This is a genomic window from Marinomonas dokdonensis, from assembly GCF_052747885.1.
In genome coordinates this window covers 164,591-178,725 of the sequence record NZ_JBRAND010000001.1, presented here as the reverse complement: position 1 = coordinate 178,725, position 14,135 = coordinate 164,591, and the positions used below count along the sequence as shown (strand labels likewise).

At 45.0% G+C, this 14,135-nt stretch carries 16 protein-coding genes; 11 read left to right on the top strand and 5 right to left on the bottom strand.

Annotated features, from left to right (window positions below):
• Positions 1–17: 17 nt before the first annotated feature.
• Positions 18–1,814, bottom strand: coding sequence for a protein-disulfide reductase DsbD (dsbD, locus tag ACUM5Y_RS00830; RefSeq protein WP_445974955.1), 1,797 nt, complete (start codon positions 1,812–1,814; stop codon positions 18–20).
• 128 nt (positions 1,815–1,942) lie between these two features.
• Here dsbD and ACUM5Y_RS00825 point away from each other — a divergent pair, with 128 nt between their 5' ends.
• The 6 genes from ACUM5Y_RS00825 to ACUM5Y_RS00800 all read left to right on the top strand — a co-directional run bounded on the left by ACUM5Y_RS00825 (position 1,943) and on the right by ACUM5Y_RS00800 (position 6,465).
• Positions 1,943–2,779: a tetratricopeptide repeat protein gene (locus ACUM5Y_RS00825; protein ID WP_445974954.1), complete on the top strand. Its 837-nt coding sequence runs from the start codon at positions 1,943–1,945 to the stop codon at positions 2,777–2,779.
• Between the two features lie 10 nt (positions 2,780–2,789).
• On the top strand, positions 2,790–3,839 hold the full coding sequence (locus ACUM5Y_RS00820; RefSeq protein ID WP_445974953.1) for a DUF2333 family protein: 1,050 nt from the start codon (positions 2,790–2,792) through the stop codon (positions 3,837–3,839).
• A 29-nt stretch (positions 3,840–3,868) separates the two neighbouring features.
• A complete protein-coding gene (locus ACUM5Y_RS00815; protein WP_445974952.1) occupies positions 3,869–4,378 on the top strand; it encodes a GNAT family N-acetyltransferase in 510 nt (169 codons plus the stop codon).
• A 120-nt stretch (positions 4,379–4,498) separates the two neighbouring features.
• Positions 4,499–5,050, top strand: coding sequence for a DUF3455 domain-containing protein (locus ACUM5Y_RS00810; protein WP_445974951.1), 552 nt, complete (start codon positions 4,499–4,501; stop codon positions 5,048–5,050).
• Positions 5,051–5,164: 114 nt separating this feature from the next.
• Positions 5,165–5,737: a sigma-70 family RNA polymerase sigma factor gene (locus tag ACUM5Y_RS00805; protein ID WP_445974950.1), complete on the top strand. Its 573-nt coding sequence runs from the start codon at positions 5,165–5,167 to the stop codon at positions 5,735–5,737.
• Positions 5,734–6,465, top strand: coding sequence for an anti-sigma factor (locus ACUM5Y_RS00800; RefSeq protein WP_445974949.1), 732 nt, complete (start codon positions 5,734–5,736; stop codon positions 6,463–6,465). Before ACUM5Y_RS00805 ends, ACUM5Y_RS00800 begins: the two co-directional genes overlap by 4 nt.
• A 106-nt stretch (positions 6,466–6,571) precedes the next feature.
• Here the strand turns inward: ACUM5Y_RS00800 and ACUM5Y_RS00795 are convergent, their stop codons facing one another.
• Positions 6,572–7,921 (bottom strand): anti-phage deoxyguanosine triphosphatase, encoded by a 1,350-nt coding sequence (locus ACUM5Y_RS00795; RefSeq protein ID WP_445974948.1) that lies wholly within the window; start codon positions 7,919–7,921, stop codon positions 6,572–6,574.
• 109 nt (positions 7,922–8,030) lie between these two features.
• Here ACUM5Y_RS00795 and ACUM5Y_RS00790 point away from each other — a divergent pair, with 109 nt between their 5' ends.
• Positions 8,031–8,324, top strand: a complete 294-nt coding sequence (locus tag ACUM5Y_RS00790; RefSeq protein ID WP_445974947.1) for a LysR family transcriptional regulator — start codon at positions 8,031–8,033, stop codon at positions 8,322–8,324.
• 29 nt (positions 8,325–8,353) lie between these two features.
• Here ACUM5Y_RS00790 and ACUM5Y_RS00785 read toward each other — a convergent pair whose 3' ends face one another.
• From ACUM5Y_RS00785 to pabB, 3 genes are all read right to left on the bottom strand, one after another.
• Entirely contained in the window at positions 8,354–9,088 is a 735-nt protein-coding gene (locus tag ACUM5Y_RS00785; RefSeq protein WP_445974946.1) for a phosphoadenylyl-sulfate reductase, read from the bottom strand.
• 159 nt (positions 9,089–9,247) lie between these two features.
• Entirely contained in the window at positions 9,248–9,907 is a 660-nt protein-coding gene (locus ACUM5Y_RS00780; RefSeq protein ID WP_445974945.1) for an NUDIX hydrolase, read from the bottom strand.
• 9 nt (positions 9,908–9,916) lie between these two features.
• Positions 9,917–11,323 carry an aminodeoxychorismate synthase component I gene (gene pabB / locus ACUM5Y_RS00775; RefSeq protein ID WP_445974944.1) on the bottom strand — a complete coding sequence of 469 codons (1,407 nt, stop codon included), beginning with the start codon at positions 11,321–11,323 and terminating at the stop codon, positions 9,917–9,919.
• A gap of 86 nt (positions 11,324–11,409) precedes the next feature.
• Between pabB and ACUM5Y_RS00770 the strand changes: the two genes are divergently transcribed.
• The 4 genes from ACUM5Y_RS00770 (at position 11,410) to ACUM5Y_RS00755 (ending at position 14,134) form a co-directional block, all read left to right on the top strand.
• The gene (locus tag ACUM5Y_RS00770; protein WP_445974943.1) at positions 11,410–12,276 is read left to right on the top strand and encodes an alpha/beta fold hydrolase; all 867 of its coding nucleotides are present in this window, start codon (positions 11,410–11,412) and stop codon (positions 12,274–12,276) included.
• Positions 12,277–12,377: 101 nt separating this feature from the next.
• Positions 12,378–12,875, top strand: coding sequence for a GspH/FimT family pseudopilin (locus ACUM5Y_RS00765; RefSeq protein WP_445974942.1), 498 nt, complete (start codon positions 12,378–12,380; stop codon positions 12,873–12,875).
• Positions 12,876–12,893: 18 nt separating this feature from the next.
• Positions 12,894–13,253, top strand: coding sequence for a type IV pilus modification PilV family protein (locus tag ACUM5Y_RS00760; RefSeq protein WP_445974941.1), 360 nt, complete (start codon positions 12,894–12,896; stop codon positions 13,251–13,253).
• Positions 13,250–14,134 carry a hypothetical protein gene (locus ACUM5Y_RS00755; protein ID WP_445974940.1) on the top strand — a complete coding sequence of 295 codons (885 nt, stop codon included), beginning with the start codon at positions 13,250–13,252 and terminating at the stop codon, positions 14,132–14,134. Before ACUM5Y_RS00760 ends, ACUM5Y_RS00755 begins: the two co-directional genes overlap by 4 nt.
• Position 14,135 lies beyond the last annotated feature (1 nt).

Genomic DNA, 14,135 nt, shown 5'->3' with positions numbered 1-14,135 from the left:
CTGTCATATTTGTATGACTATTGCAAAATATACTGTAAACGTGTGAGTACTTGTTCCTTGTTTGGCTCGCCAATTAAAGAGAGCTCGCTGTTAGGTGTATTGCCTTGTTGGTAAAACAGCAAAGAGGGCGGTCCAAAGAGATTAAAGTGCGCCATAAACGCTTTATTGTCTGCTGAGTTTTTAGTTACATCCACCTTGACAAGGCGTACTTGTTCTAGCAATGGGTGAACCTCAGGGTCCATGAAAATTTCATCTTCCATTATTTTACAGCTGATGCACCAGTCCGCGTACAAGTCTAAAACAATCGGTCGAGAATCGGATTGCGCCAGTATTTCATCTAACTCTGCAAGGCTGCCAATATGATGGCTAAATAACCCTTTATCTGTCACGGCGCTATGGCTTGCTGTGCTGGCAAATTGGTTTGTGGTTGGGTTACCTATGAAGGCGTTGTAAATAAGTCCAGCACTAATTAGAAGGGTTGTCAGTGCAAAAAACCAGCGAATAACATGGGAAGCAACACTGGCTATACGATGGAAAAAATAACTGCTGACCAGCAAAGCAAGGGACGCCCACAACAAGTTAGTGAAAAGGGCTGGCAACCAAGAGGTAACCATCCAAATGGCTACGGCCAAGAGTCCAAAGCCCATTAGGGATTTGACTTCGTTTAGCCATTCTCCGTTTTTAGGAAGTACACGAGGGCCGAACAAGCCCACAAGAATCAAAGGTGTACTCATACCTAAGGCCATCACAAATAACATGGCCGCCCCATACCAGGCTTCATTTTGGGTACTGATGTAGAGCAGAATCCCCGCCAGTGGTGCTGAAACGCATGGGGATACAACCAATGTAGAGAAAATGCCGGCTAAAAAGCTGCCTAGGCTAGCTTTCGTGACGGACTGTCCACCAGCCGGATTGAAGTTGATCTGTTTGGATAAGAAGCTGGGCAGCTTGAGTTCAAATGCCCCCAGCATAACCAGAGCCAGCAGGATAAAAATAACCGCACTAACTCCTAATAGTATAGGGTTCTGTAATTGAGCTTGTAGATTCAATGAGGCGCCAAAAGCGGCCACCAAGAAGCCAATGGCAGCATAGGTTAACGCCATGCCCAGCACGTACATCATGGTATAAAGAAACGCATTAAGTTTAGATGACTTGGTACCCACCACAATGGCACTCACAATCGGCACCATAGGCAACACGCAAGGGGTGAATGACAGCAAAAGCCCTAAGCCAAAAATTGTCGCCAGAGTCAGCCACAGATCAGCAGAATCTAATAGTTCACGAATATTGCTGGCGGCAGAAGGGGCGATTTCAATCGCATCTGGGGTGACTTGCGGTTGGGGTAAGGCCCCTTGTTGAGTGGTGTCTAGTTGCGGCACTACAAAACTAATAGGAGTCGTTTCGGGTGGATAGCATAACCCTAAATCGGCACAGCCTTGGTAGCTCAATGTCGCTTGAATGCGGGTGCCAGCAGGTAGATTAATATCATAATAAATTTCCAGCTCTAACTGATCACGATAAACCGTGACATCACCATAATAGGCATCATGGTTGTGCTCCCCTTCAGGGAAAGGCGCAAAGTACAAATGCTGGCCATCTTTTCCCCCTAAACGGAATTGTTTTTGATACAGGTAATAGCCATCGCTGATAACCCAGTTAGCTTTTATGCGGCCATTTTCTGGTGCTGTGGTGGAGAGTTGGAAAGCCTGATCGACGGTTAAAAAAGCATTTTGAGTATTGGAGCTGGGGGCAAAGGTAAACGCCTGGACAGTAGAAAGGCCAAGCAGACTTAGTAGTAGAATGATTAGACGCATAAATCTCTTCAATTAAACGAAACAAATAAGTTCATGGAGGAAGAATCTTGTTTTTAACCATTCCATCCATATAGTTAGGGCTATAGACTATCAGTCTGTTCAAAAGTTGCCAAAGATAAGGAATTAATTTGAAGATAAGCACGATTGTTTTGCTAGGTTCTGCTCTTATATTGGCAGGTTGCCAACAAACTGTACGATCTACTGACACGGCTGAGCCTGCGGTTGAGGCACAAACAGAATTGGAGAAAACGGTAGAGCATGCTGCTGAGCCTACTTCAGCGCCAGAACCAAACAATGTGCAGACAATCGAGACCGAACCTAAGCAGGTCGAAACTCCCCCAGTAAAAACATTAACGGCGGCTGAAAAAATCACTCAGCAATTGATCGTTAATGGTCGTATTGCACTGGCTGAGCAGCGCTTACTGACGCCAGAGGATGATAACGCCAACTTGTATTTTCAGGCAGCCTTGGGTCGTGATCCAGGCAACTTTGACGCCATTCAAGGGATTTCAGAAATAGTTGAGCAGTACACTCAATGGGCTTGGTCCGCCGCGCAAAGAGGACAATACTTGACGGCCAATCGCTATATACAGCTGGCTCGTCTAGCTAATCCAGAAGATGTATTGATTGTTGAAGTGGAAGGGCGTATCGCGGACTTAAAACGCACCCGCGCCCAACAAAAAACGACTAAACCGTCCGTTGCTAATCTACAGAGCCCACCGCCCGTTGGGCAATATTCTTTGCCTGCAAACCTCTTTAGTTTGAGCGACGAAGAGATAATTGAGAGAATGCAACCTATCATAGATAAGGTTGATGAAACGCAAGCCGCTATTGAGATTAATTGGCCAAATGATAAACAAGCCAGATTGCTTTATCAGATTGTTAATAGCCGAGTCACAGAATTTCGTGTCCGTGCGATGATTTTCCATCGCACGTCTCACACGATCGAATTACAACTAGATTGAGGGTGTCATCATGTCGTGGTTAACAAATAAATTTGCTTCTATAAAAGAAGGCATTGACCTGTCTGGTTTGTGGAAGGGTATCGTGGCGGTGATTGCGGTACTGGTTATCCTCTTGTCTGTTCTGGGCATGTATTGGAGCAGTGAGCCGGACCAATTTGATGTGGTCGCCACCGCGAAAGAAAAAGCTGAACAGCAAGGCTACTTAAACAACAGCAAGAAACTTGTGGTGGGCTACACCACCGCCAGCACTTTGCATACCTTGGTTGGCACCTTATTGGACAAACCGGGCGGCTTTATCACCAATGATGTGACACCACCTGGAGTGTTTATGGATAACATGCCTGCTTGGGAATTTGGTGTGCTGGTACAGTCTCGTGATTTAGCCCGCGCTTTGCGTAAAGAGTTTAGCCGTTCACAGTCCCAATCCACGGAAGATGTGAATTTAAAAATTGCGGAGCCACAGTTTAACTTCGACACTCGCAGCTGGGCCTTACCTTCCAGTGAAAGTGAGTACCGTCGTGGTAACCAAGAATTGATGAACTACCTTGACCGCTTAAACAGTACGGCCAGCGATAAAGCGCAGTTCTATGCTCGTGCGGATAACTTGTCGGACTGGTTGTCGGATGTAAATACTCGCCTAGGTAGCTTGTCACAACGTTTGGCGGCAAGTGTGGCGAATGTTCGTGAAAACACCGATCTAGCAGGTGAAACCAGTGCCCGTCAGTCAAGCAACTCTGGTGACTACCAATATGTGAAAACTCCGTGGTCGAAAATAGACGATGTGTTTTACGAAGCTCGTGGTACCAGCTGGGCCTTGATTCATATCTTACGTGCCGTAGAAGTGGACTTTGTCTTTACCCTACAAGATAAAAATGCACTGGTGAGCTTACGCCAAATTATTCGGGAGTTGGAAGCGACGCAAACGGCTATCTGGTCGCCTATGATACTTAATGGCAGTGGCTTCGGCATGCTGGCGAACCATTCTTTGGTAATGGCTTCCTACATTTCTCGAGCTAACGCAGCGATTATTGATTTGCGCCGCCTGTTGGAACAAGGCTAACCTTGACTAGATAACCTGTAAGCGGGTGTATGCAAATGCGCAAAGAATGGCGAATACGTGAAGCGAAGTTAGAAGACGCTCCGGTTATTCTAACCATTCTAAACCAAGCTTTTAGTCAGCAAGGCCAAACGCCTTGCTTTGGTTTACTCGATATTTGTGAGTGGCTAGAAAACACCTCACCACAACGACCTTTCCTTGTGGCAGAAAGCCTTCAAGAAGTCGTTGCTTGGTGCAGCTTGCAGGCTTTCTATGGCTTACCAGCATTCGATCAAGCTCTCGAAATAAGCCTATACGTTGAAAACCAACACCAAGGCTGCGGCCTTGGGCATGATCTGCTTAGGCATATTGAAATAAGAGCCAAACATTTTGGCTTTACTCATCTGATTGCCCATATTTACAGTAGCAATCTAAACAGCCGTCACTTCTTTGAAAAACACCAATTTACCCTATGGGGCAAACTGCCTAACATCGCTCAACCAAACCCACAGCAAGCTAAACAAGACCTATATATTCTAGGGAAAGAATATAGCCACTCATAGGCGGCATAAATTTTTTTATTTTTCCTGCATCCAAATGTCATTTTCGATTGTAGTACCTATTAGCAGTAAGACATTGGCTGTTTTGAAACAGGTATTCACTCAAAAATAGGAAGAGTAAAAATGAAAAATTTAAATATGCGTAATGGTCTACAACTTACGGTTGCATCAATTCTTGTTGTGGCAGCGTCACAATCTTATGCAGGTAGTTTCTCTCAGGATAATCTACCAAAGTCCATAAAAGTGCCAGCGGGTAACACTCTAGCTATGCATACAAGTGCACAAGGTAATATTACTTGGGTATGTAAGGCCGATGAGAAAAACAGCAAGAAGGTCGCTTGGTCATTTGCTGGTCCCCGCGCCATTTTGAGTGATAACAAAGGTAATCATTTAGTATCTTATTTTGGGCCTCCAGCGACTTGGGAATCTCTTGATGGTTCCTCTATTACAGGAAAGCAGCTTGCTGTTTCGCCTTCTGCAAAAGGCAGTATTCCAATGCAATTAGTAAAAGCAAATGCGTCGACTCGACCAGGCGCACTGGAAGGGGTGACTTATATCCAACGTATTAATTTACAAGGCGGTGCCGCTCCAATGGAAGGTTGTAGCACGGACAAAGTAGGCCATTCTGTGGTTGTGAATTATTCTGGTGATTACTTATTCTGGAAAGCAAAGTAAGTATTTGAGTAAATAAGACTTGGTGAATATTGTGTGTTTGCCTCTTGTTTCTCATCTTTAATGACTTAAAAAGCCCAGTTTTGTACACTGGGTTTTTTCATTAGGAAGACCAGTGTGACACCCTCAACCTCTTTTGATTATGAAAATGTGCTGAAACACTGTGCTGATGGAAATCGACAAGCCTTAAGGCAGCTTTATGAACAGGAAGCGCCAAGGTTGCTTGCTGTTGTGATGCGTATTCTACAAAACCGTCCCCTTGCTGAAGATATCGTACACGATGCTTTTATAAAGATTTGGAAAAATTCAGGGAGCTATCACCCAGAGTTAGGGTCAGCTCGGGGCTGGGTCTATACATTGACTCGAAATTTGGCCTTAAACGCATTGAAATATAGTCAAAGGCAAGTGCTTTCTGAACCTGAGTTTCTACTCGACCTGTGTGATAACAAGTTGGTTGAGGAGGATCAAAGTGCTAATGCTTTATCTGAACTGGCGAAAGATCCTTTAGCGCAAAATGAGCTTCATCTTTGTATAGATAGGTTAGAGCCCGATCGTAAACTCTGTATTTTGCACGCCTATGTAGATGGCTATACACAAGGCGAAATAGCTCAATTATTGGATAAACCTCTTGGCACAGTGAAGTCGTGGATTAAACGTAGCCTTAAAGTTTTAAAGGAGTGTTTACAATGAATCAGTATACAGATGAAACTCCTGAAACGGACAACACCTTGGCTGGGCAGTATGTACTGGGGACACTCAGTGCAGATGAACGTAGCGCCTTTGAAACAAGATTGGCTCGAAGCACAGAGTTACAAAGCAAAGTAAATAAATGGCAAGCGCACTTTGCATCCATTACCGATCGCTTAGAGCCAATGCCTGCACCTCAGCCATTATCAGTACGCATTGAACGAAGTCTGGATGCACTCGAGTCGTCTGCACAAACAAACAAATCTGCTCCAACTAAACAGACATCTTTCTGGCAAAGTTTGGCTTTATGGCGAGGTTTGTCGCTGGCAGGTTTTGCTTTTGCAGTGTTCTTTGCGGTGCAGTTGCAATTCGTTACGCCAAAAATGAGTGATCCTACCTACATTGCCGTATTGGTGGCACCTGAAAATAAAACGCCAGGTTGGGTTATTCAAACTAGCCAAGCGACACAAATACAACTTGTTCCATTGGCCGCAGTAGAAATACCAGAAGGCAAAGTACTGCAGTTCTGGACGAAAGCAGATGGATGGGAGGCACCAATATCTTTAGGATTGGTGGAGAAAGGTCAAACGTTAAATATAGCGCTGGATCAACTACCGCCGCTGACCGAAAATCAATTATTTGAATTAACCTTAGAGCAAGAGGGTGGCTCACCTACAGGGAAACCAACAGGACCAATTCAATCTATTGGTCGCGGTTCTATCATGTTATAGGTTTTTGTTGGTTATTCAGTGATGAAGCTGCTTGTTTAAAAGAATGCGTTAAAAAGGCGATCCATAAGGATCGCCTTTTTAATTTTTAGAATAGATCAGTAGATGGTTACATGGGTTCAAACACCGAGCCTAGGCTGGGGACAAAAAGCTTGTTGTACATGCGGCTGGCGTAATCGTCCGTCATGGAAGACATGTAGTCACAAATAATGCGTAAGCCTGCTTGCGGGTTGATTTGTGACGCTTTATGCCATTCTCTGGCAATTTCACTGGGCAAGAGTCTTTCTGGGTCAGCACTGTAAGCTTCAAACATTTCTAACAGCATTTGTTGGCCTTTATAGACCAGCATTTGCACTTCTGGGCGCTTGATAATGTGCTGCATTTCAAATTGCTTTAAGCAATCAAGGGCTTGTCGCTGAGGGCTAGGTAAAGCGATTTGGTAGCGTAACAAGGGGTGTTCAAAGGCTTCATTCTCTGAGATGAAACAAGAGGTGATAAACCAGCTCACTAAGCTACCAATGGCCTCCTTACGTAAATGGCTTTGTTTACTAAAAAGCTGATGGCGAATGCTCTCTAAGTTAGTGCTGAGGTAAGGGCAATCTAGCGCTTGTAATTTTGGTTCTAAATGCTCCAACCACATATCTTTGGTGACCATGCCAAGCACTATAGCGTCTTCTAAATCATGGACGCCGTAGGCAATATCGTCAGCAAGGTCCATGATGCTGGTGTCAAAGCTGGAATGACAGGCTTTAGCATGGGCTTGGGGCTGGTGGCGGTGGGTTTGCTGTAAGGCAAGCTTGTCTTGTGCACTGAATGGTTCAGTGATCCAGTCAAGCAAGTCCGACTCTTCTTGATACAGGCATTTTGGTGGCGACCAATGAGCGGCTTTGAACTGGCGAAAGCTTGAGGGTTTATTTGGGTACTCGCCGACCACATCATCGTGTAAGACTGGATACTTGAGTAACCCTAATAGAGCACGGCGGGTGACATCCATGCCATAGGTTTGGGAATAAGAGCCGCGCTTACCCAAAATGCGCAAGGACTGGGCGTTACCTTCAAAACCACCATGGTCGAGCATCATAAAGTTTAAAGCGATTTCACCACCATGACCAAAAGGCGGGTGGCCAATGTCATGGCTTAAACAAACGGTTTCGATGAGGGCTTCTTGAGCAAGCCATTTTTGAAAAGGTGCATCGCTTGGCTGGCTGTGTTTTAGCTGGTGGACAATGCCGTTGCCGATTTGTGCCACTTCAAGGGAGTGGGTGAGTCGTGTTCGACTATAATCATTCTGACGTATGGCAAGTATTTGAGTTTTTGACTGGAGGCGGCGAAAGGCCGCGCTGTGAATAATACGCGCTCTATCTCTTTGATAAGGAGTGCGGTAATCATTCTCACGAGCTTGCTGGGCTCCGGATTGTCTTTCATGCCAAGGAAGCATGTCATCATACGCATTAGTCATGGTTGTATCTGCTTCACCTATAAAGCTTTAGTCTTCATTAAAAGCCGACATAGGTCAATGTTTGTCACTCACTAAGCAGATAGAATGCGTGTTAGATAAGGAAAAATTTATGCTAAATGTACAACACTTGTTAACTTTCAAAGCTTTAGTGAGAACCAATAGCTTTACAGAAACGGCTACGGAATTAGGCTTAACTCAGCCTGCTATTAGTCAGCACATTCGTAAACTTGAAGAATCGGTAGGAGGGACTTTGTTTCAGCGCCATGGTCGGCGAGTAGAGATTACAGAGTTAGGGCAGATTTTACTTGAGCATGTTGTCAATCTTGAGCGTTGCCATGCGAAGTTTTTAGTATCATTAGACGGTTATAAGCAAAGTCAATATCAAAAAAGGCAGGCTCTCTAGCCTGCTTATTTGATACTGACTAAACAGTATTATTGCTGTGCAGTCGGTATTAGGTTGCCAATATGCAGGCCACATTCTTTGTTTTCAGACTCTTCCCACCACCAACGACCTTCACGCTCATGCTGATTCGGTAATACAGCACGTGTGCAAGGCTCACAACCAATACTGGTAAAGCCTTTTGCATGCAGTGCATTGTAAGGCACATCAAACATCTTGATGTAGTTCCAAACATCTTCAGATGACCACTCTGCAAGAGGGTTAAATTTGAACAGAGGGCTATCCTCTTGGCTAAATGCCGTGTCCTCTTCCGCAAAAGCAAGAACGTTTCGTGTGCCAGGGCTTTGGTCTTTTCGCTGGCCTGTTATCCACGCATCCAGAGTGGCAAGCTTGCGCTTCAAAGGCTGAACTTTACGGATGCCACAGCATTCTTTGTGACCATCTTCAAAAAAGCTAAACAAGCCCTTTTTGCGGGTAAACTCTTCTAGTGCTTCTCGGTCAGGGGACAAGATATCGATTTCAATCTTGTAGTGCTTGCGCACTTTTTCAATGAATTGATAGGTTTCTGGGTGCAGGCGACCTGTATCCAAAGAGAAGACTTTTAGGTCTTTTTTAGCCTTGATGGCCATATCAATTAGCACCACATCTTCAGCACCACTAAAAGAGATAGCGATATTATCGAAGTGTTTTAGGGCGTTATGAATGATTTTTTGCGCTTCATCGGCTTTATTGCTTTCGATAAAGGCTGCTAGGTCGAATGATGACATAAGATTCTAAACCAAATTCTTAATTAAATTATGGCTACCATAGCAAGTTGCGGCACCGAAATAAAATACGAATCCACGCTAACCTTATAATAGAAAATAGGGACAGGAGGGAAGCAACTAATATCTGTCTAAGCTAGAAGAATCAATGGATGCGAGTGATTATTGTTTTGATTTTATGTGGTTGGCTAAGGTTTGATAAAGACCAAATAAAATCCCTGCGGTAACCCCCCAAATATGAATGTCTTGGTACTTTATTTCAAAGTAGCCCCGTGAGCGTTTATCCAATTGTTTGGTGCGAAAACGATAATTCTGCGGGTTTAATAAATAGTTTAATGGCACCCAATGGACGGATTTAACTTCTTCTTCACACAGGCTTAATTCGCTGCGGCGGGTCATTTCTGCCACGATAGGTTTAATGCAAAAACCTGAGATAGTACAGTATTCTCCTAGCTCCCCTAGTAAGTCAAAGCAGTCTGGTGCAAGGCCTACCTCTTCCAAGGTTTCCCGCAGGGCAGTGTATTGTATGCTGGTATCATCCGAATCGTGTTTGCCTCCAGGGAAGGCGATTTGCCCTGGGTGGTTGCGCATGTGCAACGCTCTTTGGGTGAGTAGCACATAAAGTTCGTGATCTTCAGGGTCTTGCCAGATAGGAATTAATACCGCTGCGGAGCGGTAATCTTGGTTGTAACCGGCGGGAAACATGTCTTCATCAGGATTGTGAATGGGCTGATCATAGGGAGCTTTGTCTAATGCGTCACGAATTTCATCTAAACCTGTGATAATTGGTGGAGCGTTTAAAAACTGAGCTATGTCAGACATATAAAAAGCCTACTTCAAAAATTCCTGTTCTAGAGTATGTGTTAATTTACCCACTTTGGTAAAGGTTTCTTGGTATTCATTTTCACAAGTGGAGTCTGCAACCAGACCACCTCCCGCCCAACAATGAAGTTTGCCGCGATCGGCCACCAGAGTTCGAATAGTGATGCTAGAGTCCATCTGACCGTTAGCACTAAAGTAAACAACCGAACCACAATAAACAGAACGCTGATGAGGTTCTAATTCATCAATAATCTCCATGGAGCGAATCTTCGGGGCCCCAGTGATGGAGCCACCGGGGAAGCTTTGCTGGAAGGTTTGTAAGGCTTTTTCTGGTGAGTCTATTCGACCTTCCACGGTGGACACCAAGTGGTGAACATTGGCGTAACTTTCTAAGGCAAACAAGGCCGGGACTTTAATGCTGCCCGTTTCACATGTTCGCCCTAAATCATTGCGTAACAAATCCACTATCATTAGGTTTTCTGCACGATCTTTGGCAGAGTTCATCAGGCTTTGGGCGTTATGTTGGTCTTCTTCTAGGGTTTTGCCTCGGCCAATGGTGCCCTTAATCGGCTTAGATTCAATGCGGCCGCTGTCACACAATAAAAAGCGCTCAGGGGAATGGCTCAGAATGCTTTGTCCAGCATCCAGTTCTAAATAGGCCGAGAAAGGCGTCGGGCAAACCTTGCGTAGGGCCTGATAAGCACGGAAGGTGTCTCCCTGATACTGGCTACTAAAACGCTGGGCTAGATTGACCTGATAACAGTCACCCGCATGTATGTAGTCCTGTACTTGCTTGAATTTCTTCGCATAGTCCTCTTCAGTCATATTGGACTGAAAAGGCGCGGTTAAGCGAAATTCTTGGCTTGGCTTGCTGTGGTTGTCGGCTTGCGCAAGGCGCTGTTTCACCTTCGCAATATCTTCTTCGTCACTCAGCGGGCTGACAACTAATTGGGTTGTTTTACTCTTATGGTCGGTAATCACCGCCCAGCCATATAAGCCCATACTAAGAGTGTCCAAGCTAATGTCATGAATGACAGTATCGGGTAATTGCTCAACATAATGGCCGCTTTCGTAACCATAGTAGCCCAATAAACCGCCACAAAAAGGTAATTCTTTGGGGGCGGATAATGCCCAATGTTGCTGGCAAAGCTCATTCATTAATTCATCCAACAACTCCATGGGGTTCGTTGTGGGTGTTAACGAAAATGCCGGTTCTTTATGCCAAGTAATGGCACTTGCAGACACCTCTGGATGAATGCGAGCAATAGGGTCTGCTACGAGGATATCAAAACGGGTATCAGAAAAATCTTGATGATTACTGTCGAGTAATGCCGGATAGGGAAAATCCCGTAACGCGGAGAAAAAATTTAACAGTGAAGGCTGATAAGGGAAATTTATCAGGGTAATTTCTGACATTGTGAATGAATACCTAGTAACATTACGGACGATATAAAACTATTGATTGTATTCTCTTAATTGGGATTGTCACAGGATAATTACAAGTGTCTGATGTATTTTTTCTTTCTCTACCGAGCGCGCGTCTAGCTTATCGTCTTTATGAAAACCCTAATGCCACCAGCGAAGGCTGCTGCTTGCTGCTTCATGGTGCGGGCGTAGCGGGTGAGATCACCTATGGCGATATGGTGCCTTATTTGACACCTTGGCGCTGGATGCTGGTGCCGGATTTAAAAGGAATGGGGGAGAGTTTTCATGAACATGGGGAAGAAGCGCCCGTGCAGATTGAAGAACTTAGTGCCGAAGTGAAGGCTTTGTTAGAGCATTTGAATTGGCAAGCGTTTGATATGGTTGGCTATTCCCTTGGGGGCTTAGTTGGCCTACATTTGAATCAAACCCTCACATTACAAGGTAGGTCGCCTCGAAAAATGGCGTTGTTAGAGCCAGCTTCATTAGACAGAGAAGATTTATCAACCCTGATGACGGTGAGATTAAAATACCGTGAAGCTTCAAAGTTAATACGAGAAACCGGGGATGTTGAATTGGGCGTTGCGCAATTCATGGATGGCGTGTCACCTAACCGACGCAAGCACCCTGTTGCCGAAGCGACGACACAATCGCGACTGGCCCACCGTGCCTTTGGTTTTGCTTATGCTTTGGATGCAGTGACTAACTATGTTGAAAAAATGCAGGAAAAACCGACCCTAAGAGCGGACATGCTTGCCTGTGCAGAGCAAGTATTGCTGTTTTCTGGCCAGCTAAGCCATCAGGATTTGCAACAACATTATGATCGATTAAGTGAAACCATAGAGGGTTGGCAGCATGTGGTCATGAGTGCCTGTGACCATTCATTGCCTTTTCAAAAGCCGCGTCAAATCGCAAAGCATATTAATAATTGGTTTTCTGAAAAATGATTTTCTATCCTTGATGGTAGCTTTTTGCTACCTATTTTTTCTAAAATACGAAAGCTTAGGTAAGAAAAATAGAGTAAGCCAAAATAAAACAAGGAGGTTTTATGAGGTATCAACGGGGCTTTACGCTCTTTGAGGTGATGGTAGTGCTCTCCATTTTGAGCATACTGGCTTATATGGGCACAGCTCATGTGCGGGACTATAGTGCCAGTCTGGCTGATAAACGTGCCTTGCAAGTCAGCTTAAAAAACCTTTCTGCAGGGCTTTTACAAGCCCGCCAATTGGCCATAACCAATGGGCAAAATAGCTTCCTTTGTGGCGGGATAGATTGCTCAGGGGATTGGTCCTATGGTTATCAAATCTTTGAAACACAACAATCTTCTTCACCCATCCAGCAAGGCAGGTTTCCAGATAACCTCTTGGTTCGTTGGCAAGGCTTTCCTGCTCAAAAAAGTTTTATAGAGTTTAAAACCAACGGGTTGTCTGCTTATCAGAATGGCAGTTTTGTACTTTGTATAGGGCAGTGGCAAGCACGTATTATCATCAATCAGAGTGGTCGTTTTTATCTAGATGAAACCTTGCCTGTGACGGCTTGTTCCTAATAAAGCTGGAGTGATCGGATGACAAGCTTACAAAGGGGCAAGCACAATCAACAGGGCTGGATGCTGTTAGAAGTCATGCTTTGTTTAGCGCTGTTATCTTTTGTGTTGGTAATGCTGCAAAAGCAGCAACAGATACAATGGCAAAGCCTGGCACAACTGCAAAGCAATGATGATCAGGAGCAAGCACAAGAGCAAATAGAGCTTTTAAATTCCTTGATGAACTCACCGAACTGGCTGTCTGGTGTATCTTCATCTTCTAGCAGTAAGACCAATTCTTACCCAAATTGTGACCTCTGTGGCGGAGCAGATTTTCAGCGTTGGTTTGTCGTGGCGCAGAAATCGACAAGTGTTGGCAAAGGAATCGAGGACAAGCCATGATGCAACAGCGGCTATCATCGAAAGGCAGCATCTTAATGGAGCTTTTGGTGGCCTGCTTCGTGGTCAGTCTAGTGATGCCTTTTTTGATCGGTGCAGTGTCACGATTAAATGAGCAGCAGCTGCGCACCAGTCAATATTTGTTAGCACAGGAGGTGGAAAATGCTCTGATCGACCACCTTAAATCCCAGTGGTCTAGGTTGTTGCCTGCGGGCTGCTTGCTACCTTCACAAACGCTCATTATTCAGTCCAGCGAAGTTATCCCTTTAAAACTCAAACGTCGCGCTCTTGATAACGCATCCGATTGGCTCGGGGGGATAGATTATGGCCTGTGTCGCTTCACCATGACTGCCCGTGGCCAACAAACACATCTTGTTGATGCTTGTGATTGGAAGCTTGGTGACCCAGTGACTCTTACCAGCTGTGAAGGGCGTTATTCCGCCAGCATTACCAGTGTTAATTCCCAAGGCATGGTGGTGAGTTTGGCTAGCCAAGATGGCATTGGGCAAAGTGGCATTCTAGAAAGTGAGCAAGCTTTTTACTGGTATCTGGCTGATGGCAAAAATGGCGCGTTGGCTTTGTGGCGAACTCCAAGTATCAGTGGGCGTTCATTGGAATTATGGGCAGGTCTTGAGCGCATGGCCCTATATCCCCTGTTAGATACCAGCCAAGATGGTTTGGTGGATAGTATCGATACTCGTCACGGTGAATATGCTCTTAATCAGGTAAAGGCTATTTGGGTGGAGTTTATGTATCGGCTGCCAAATTGTGTGAATGATTTTCCATTGGACGCCACTTATCAAACCATGAGGGGAGAAGTCTGGTCTTATCAACCTCCCTGCACGAATGTGGGTAAGCGTATCATTCCGATTCAGGGAGGGTGAC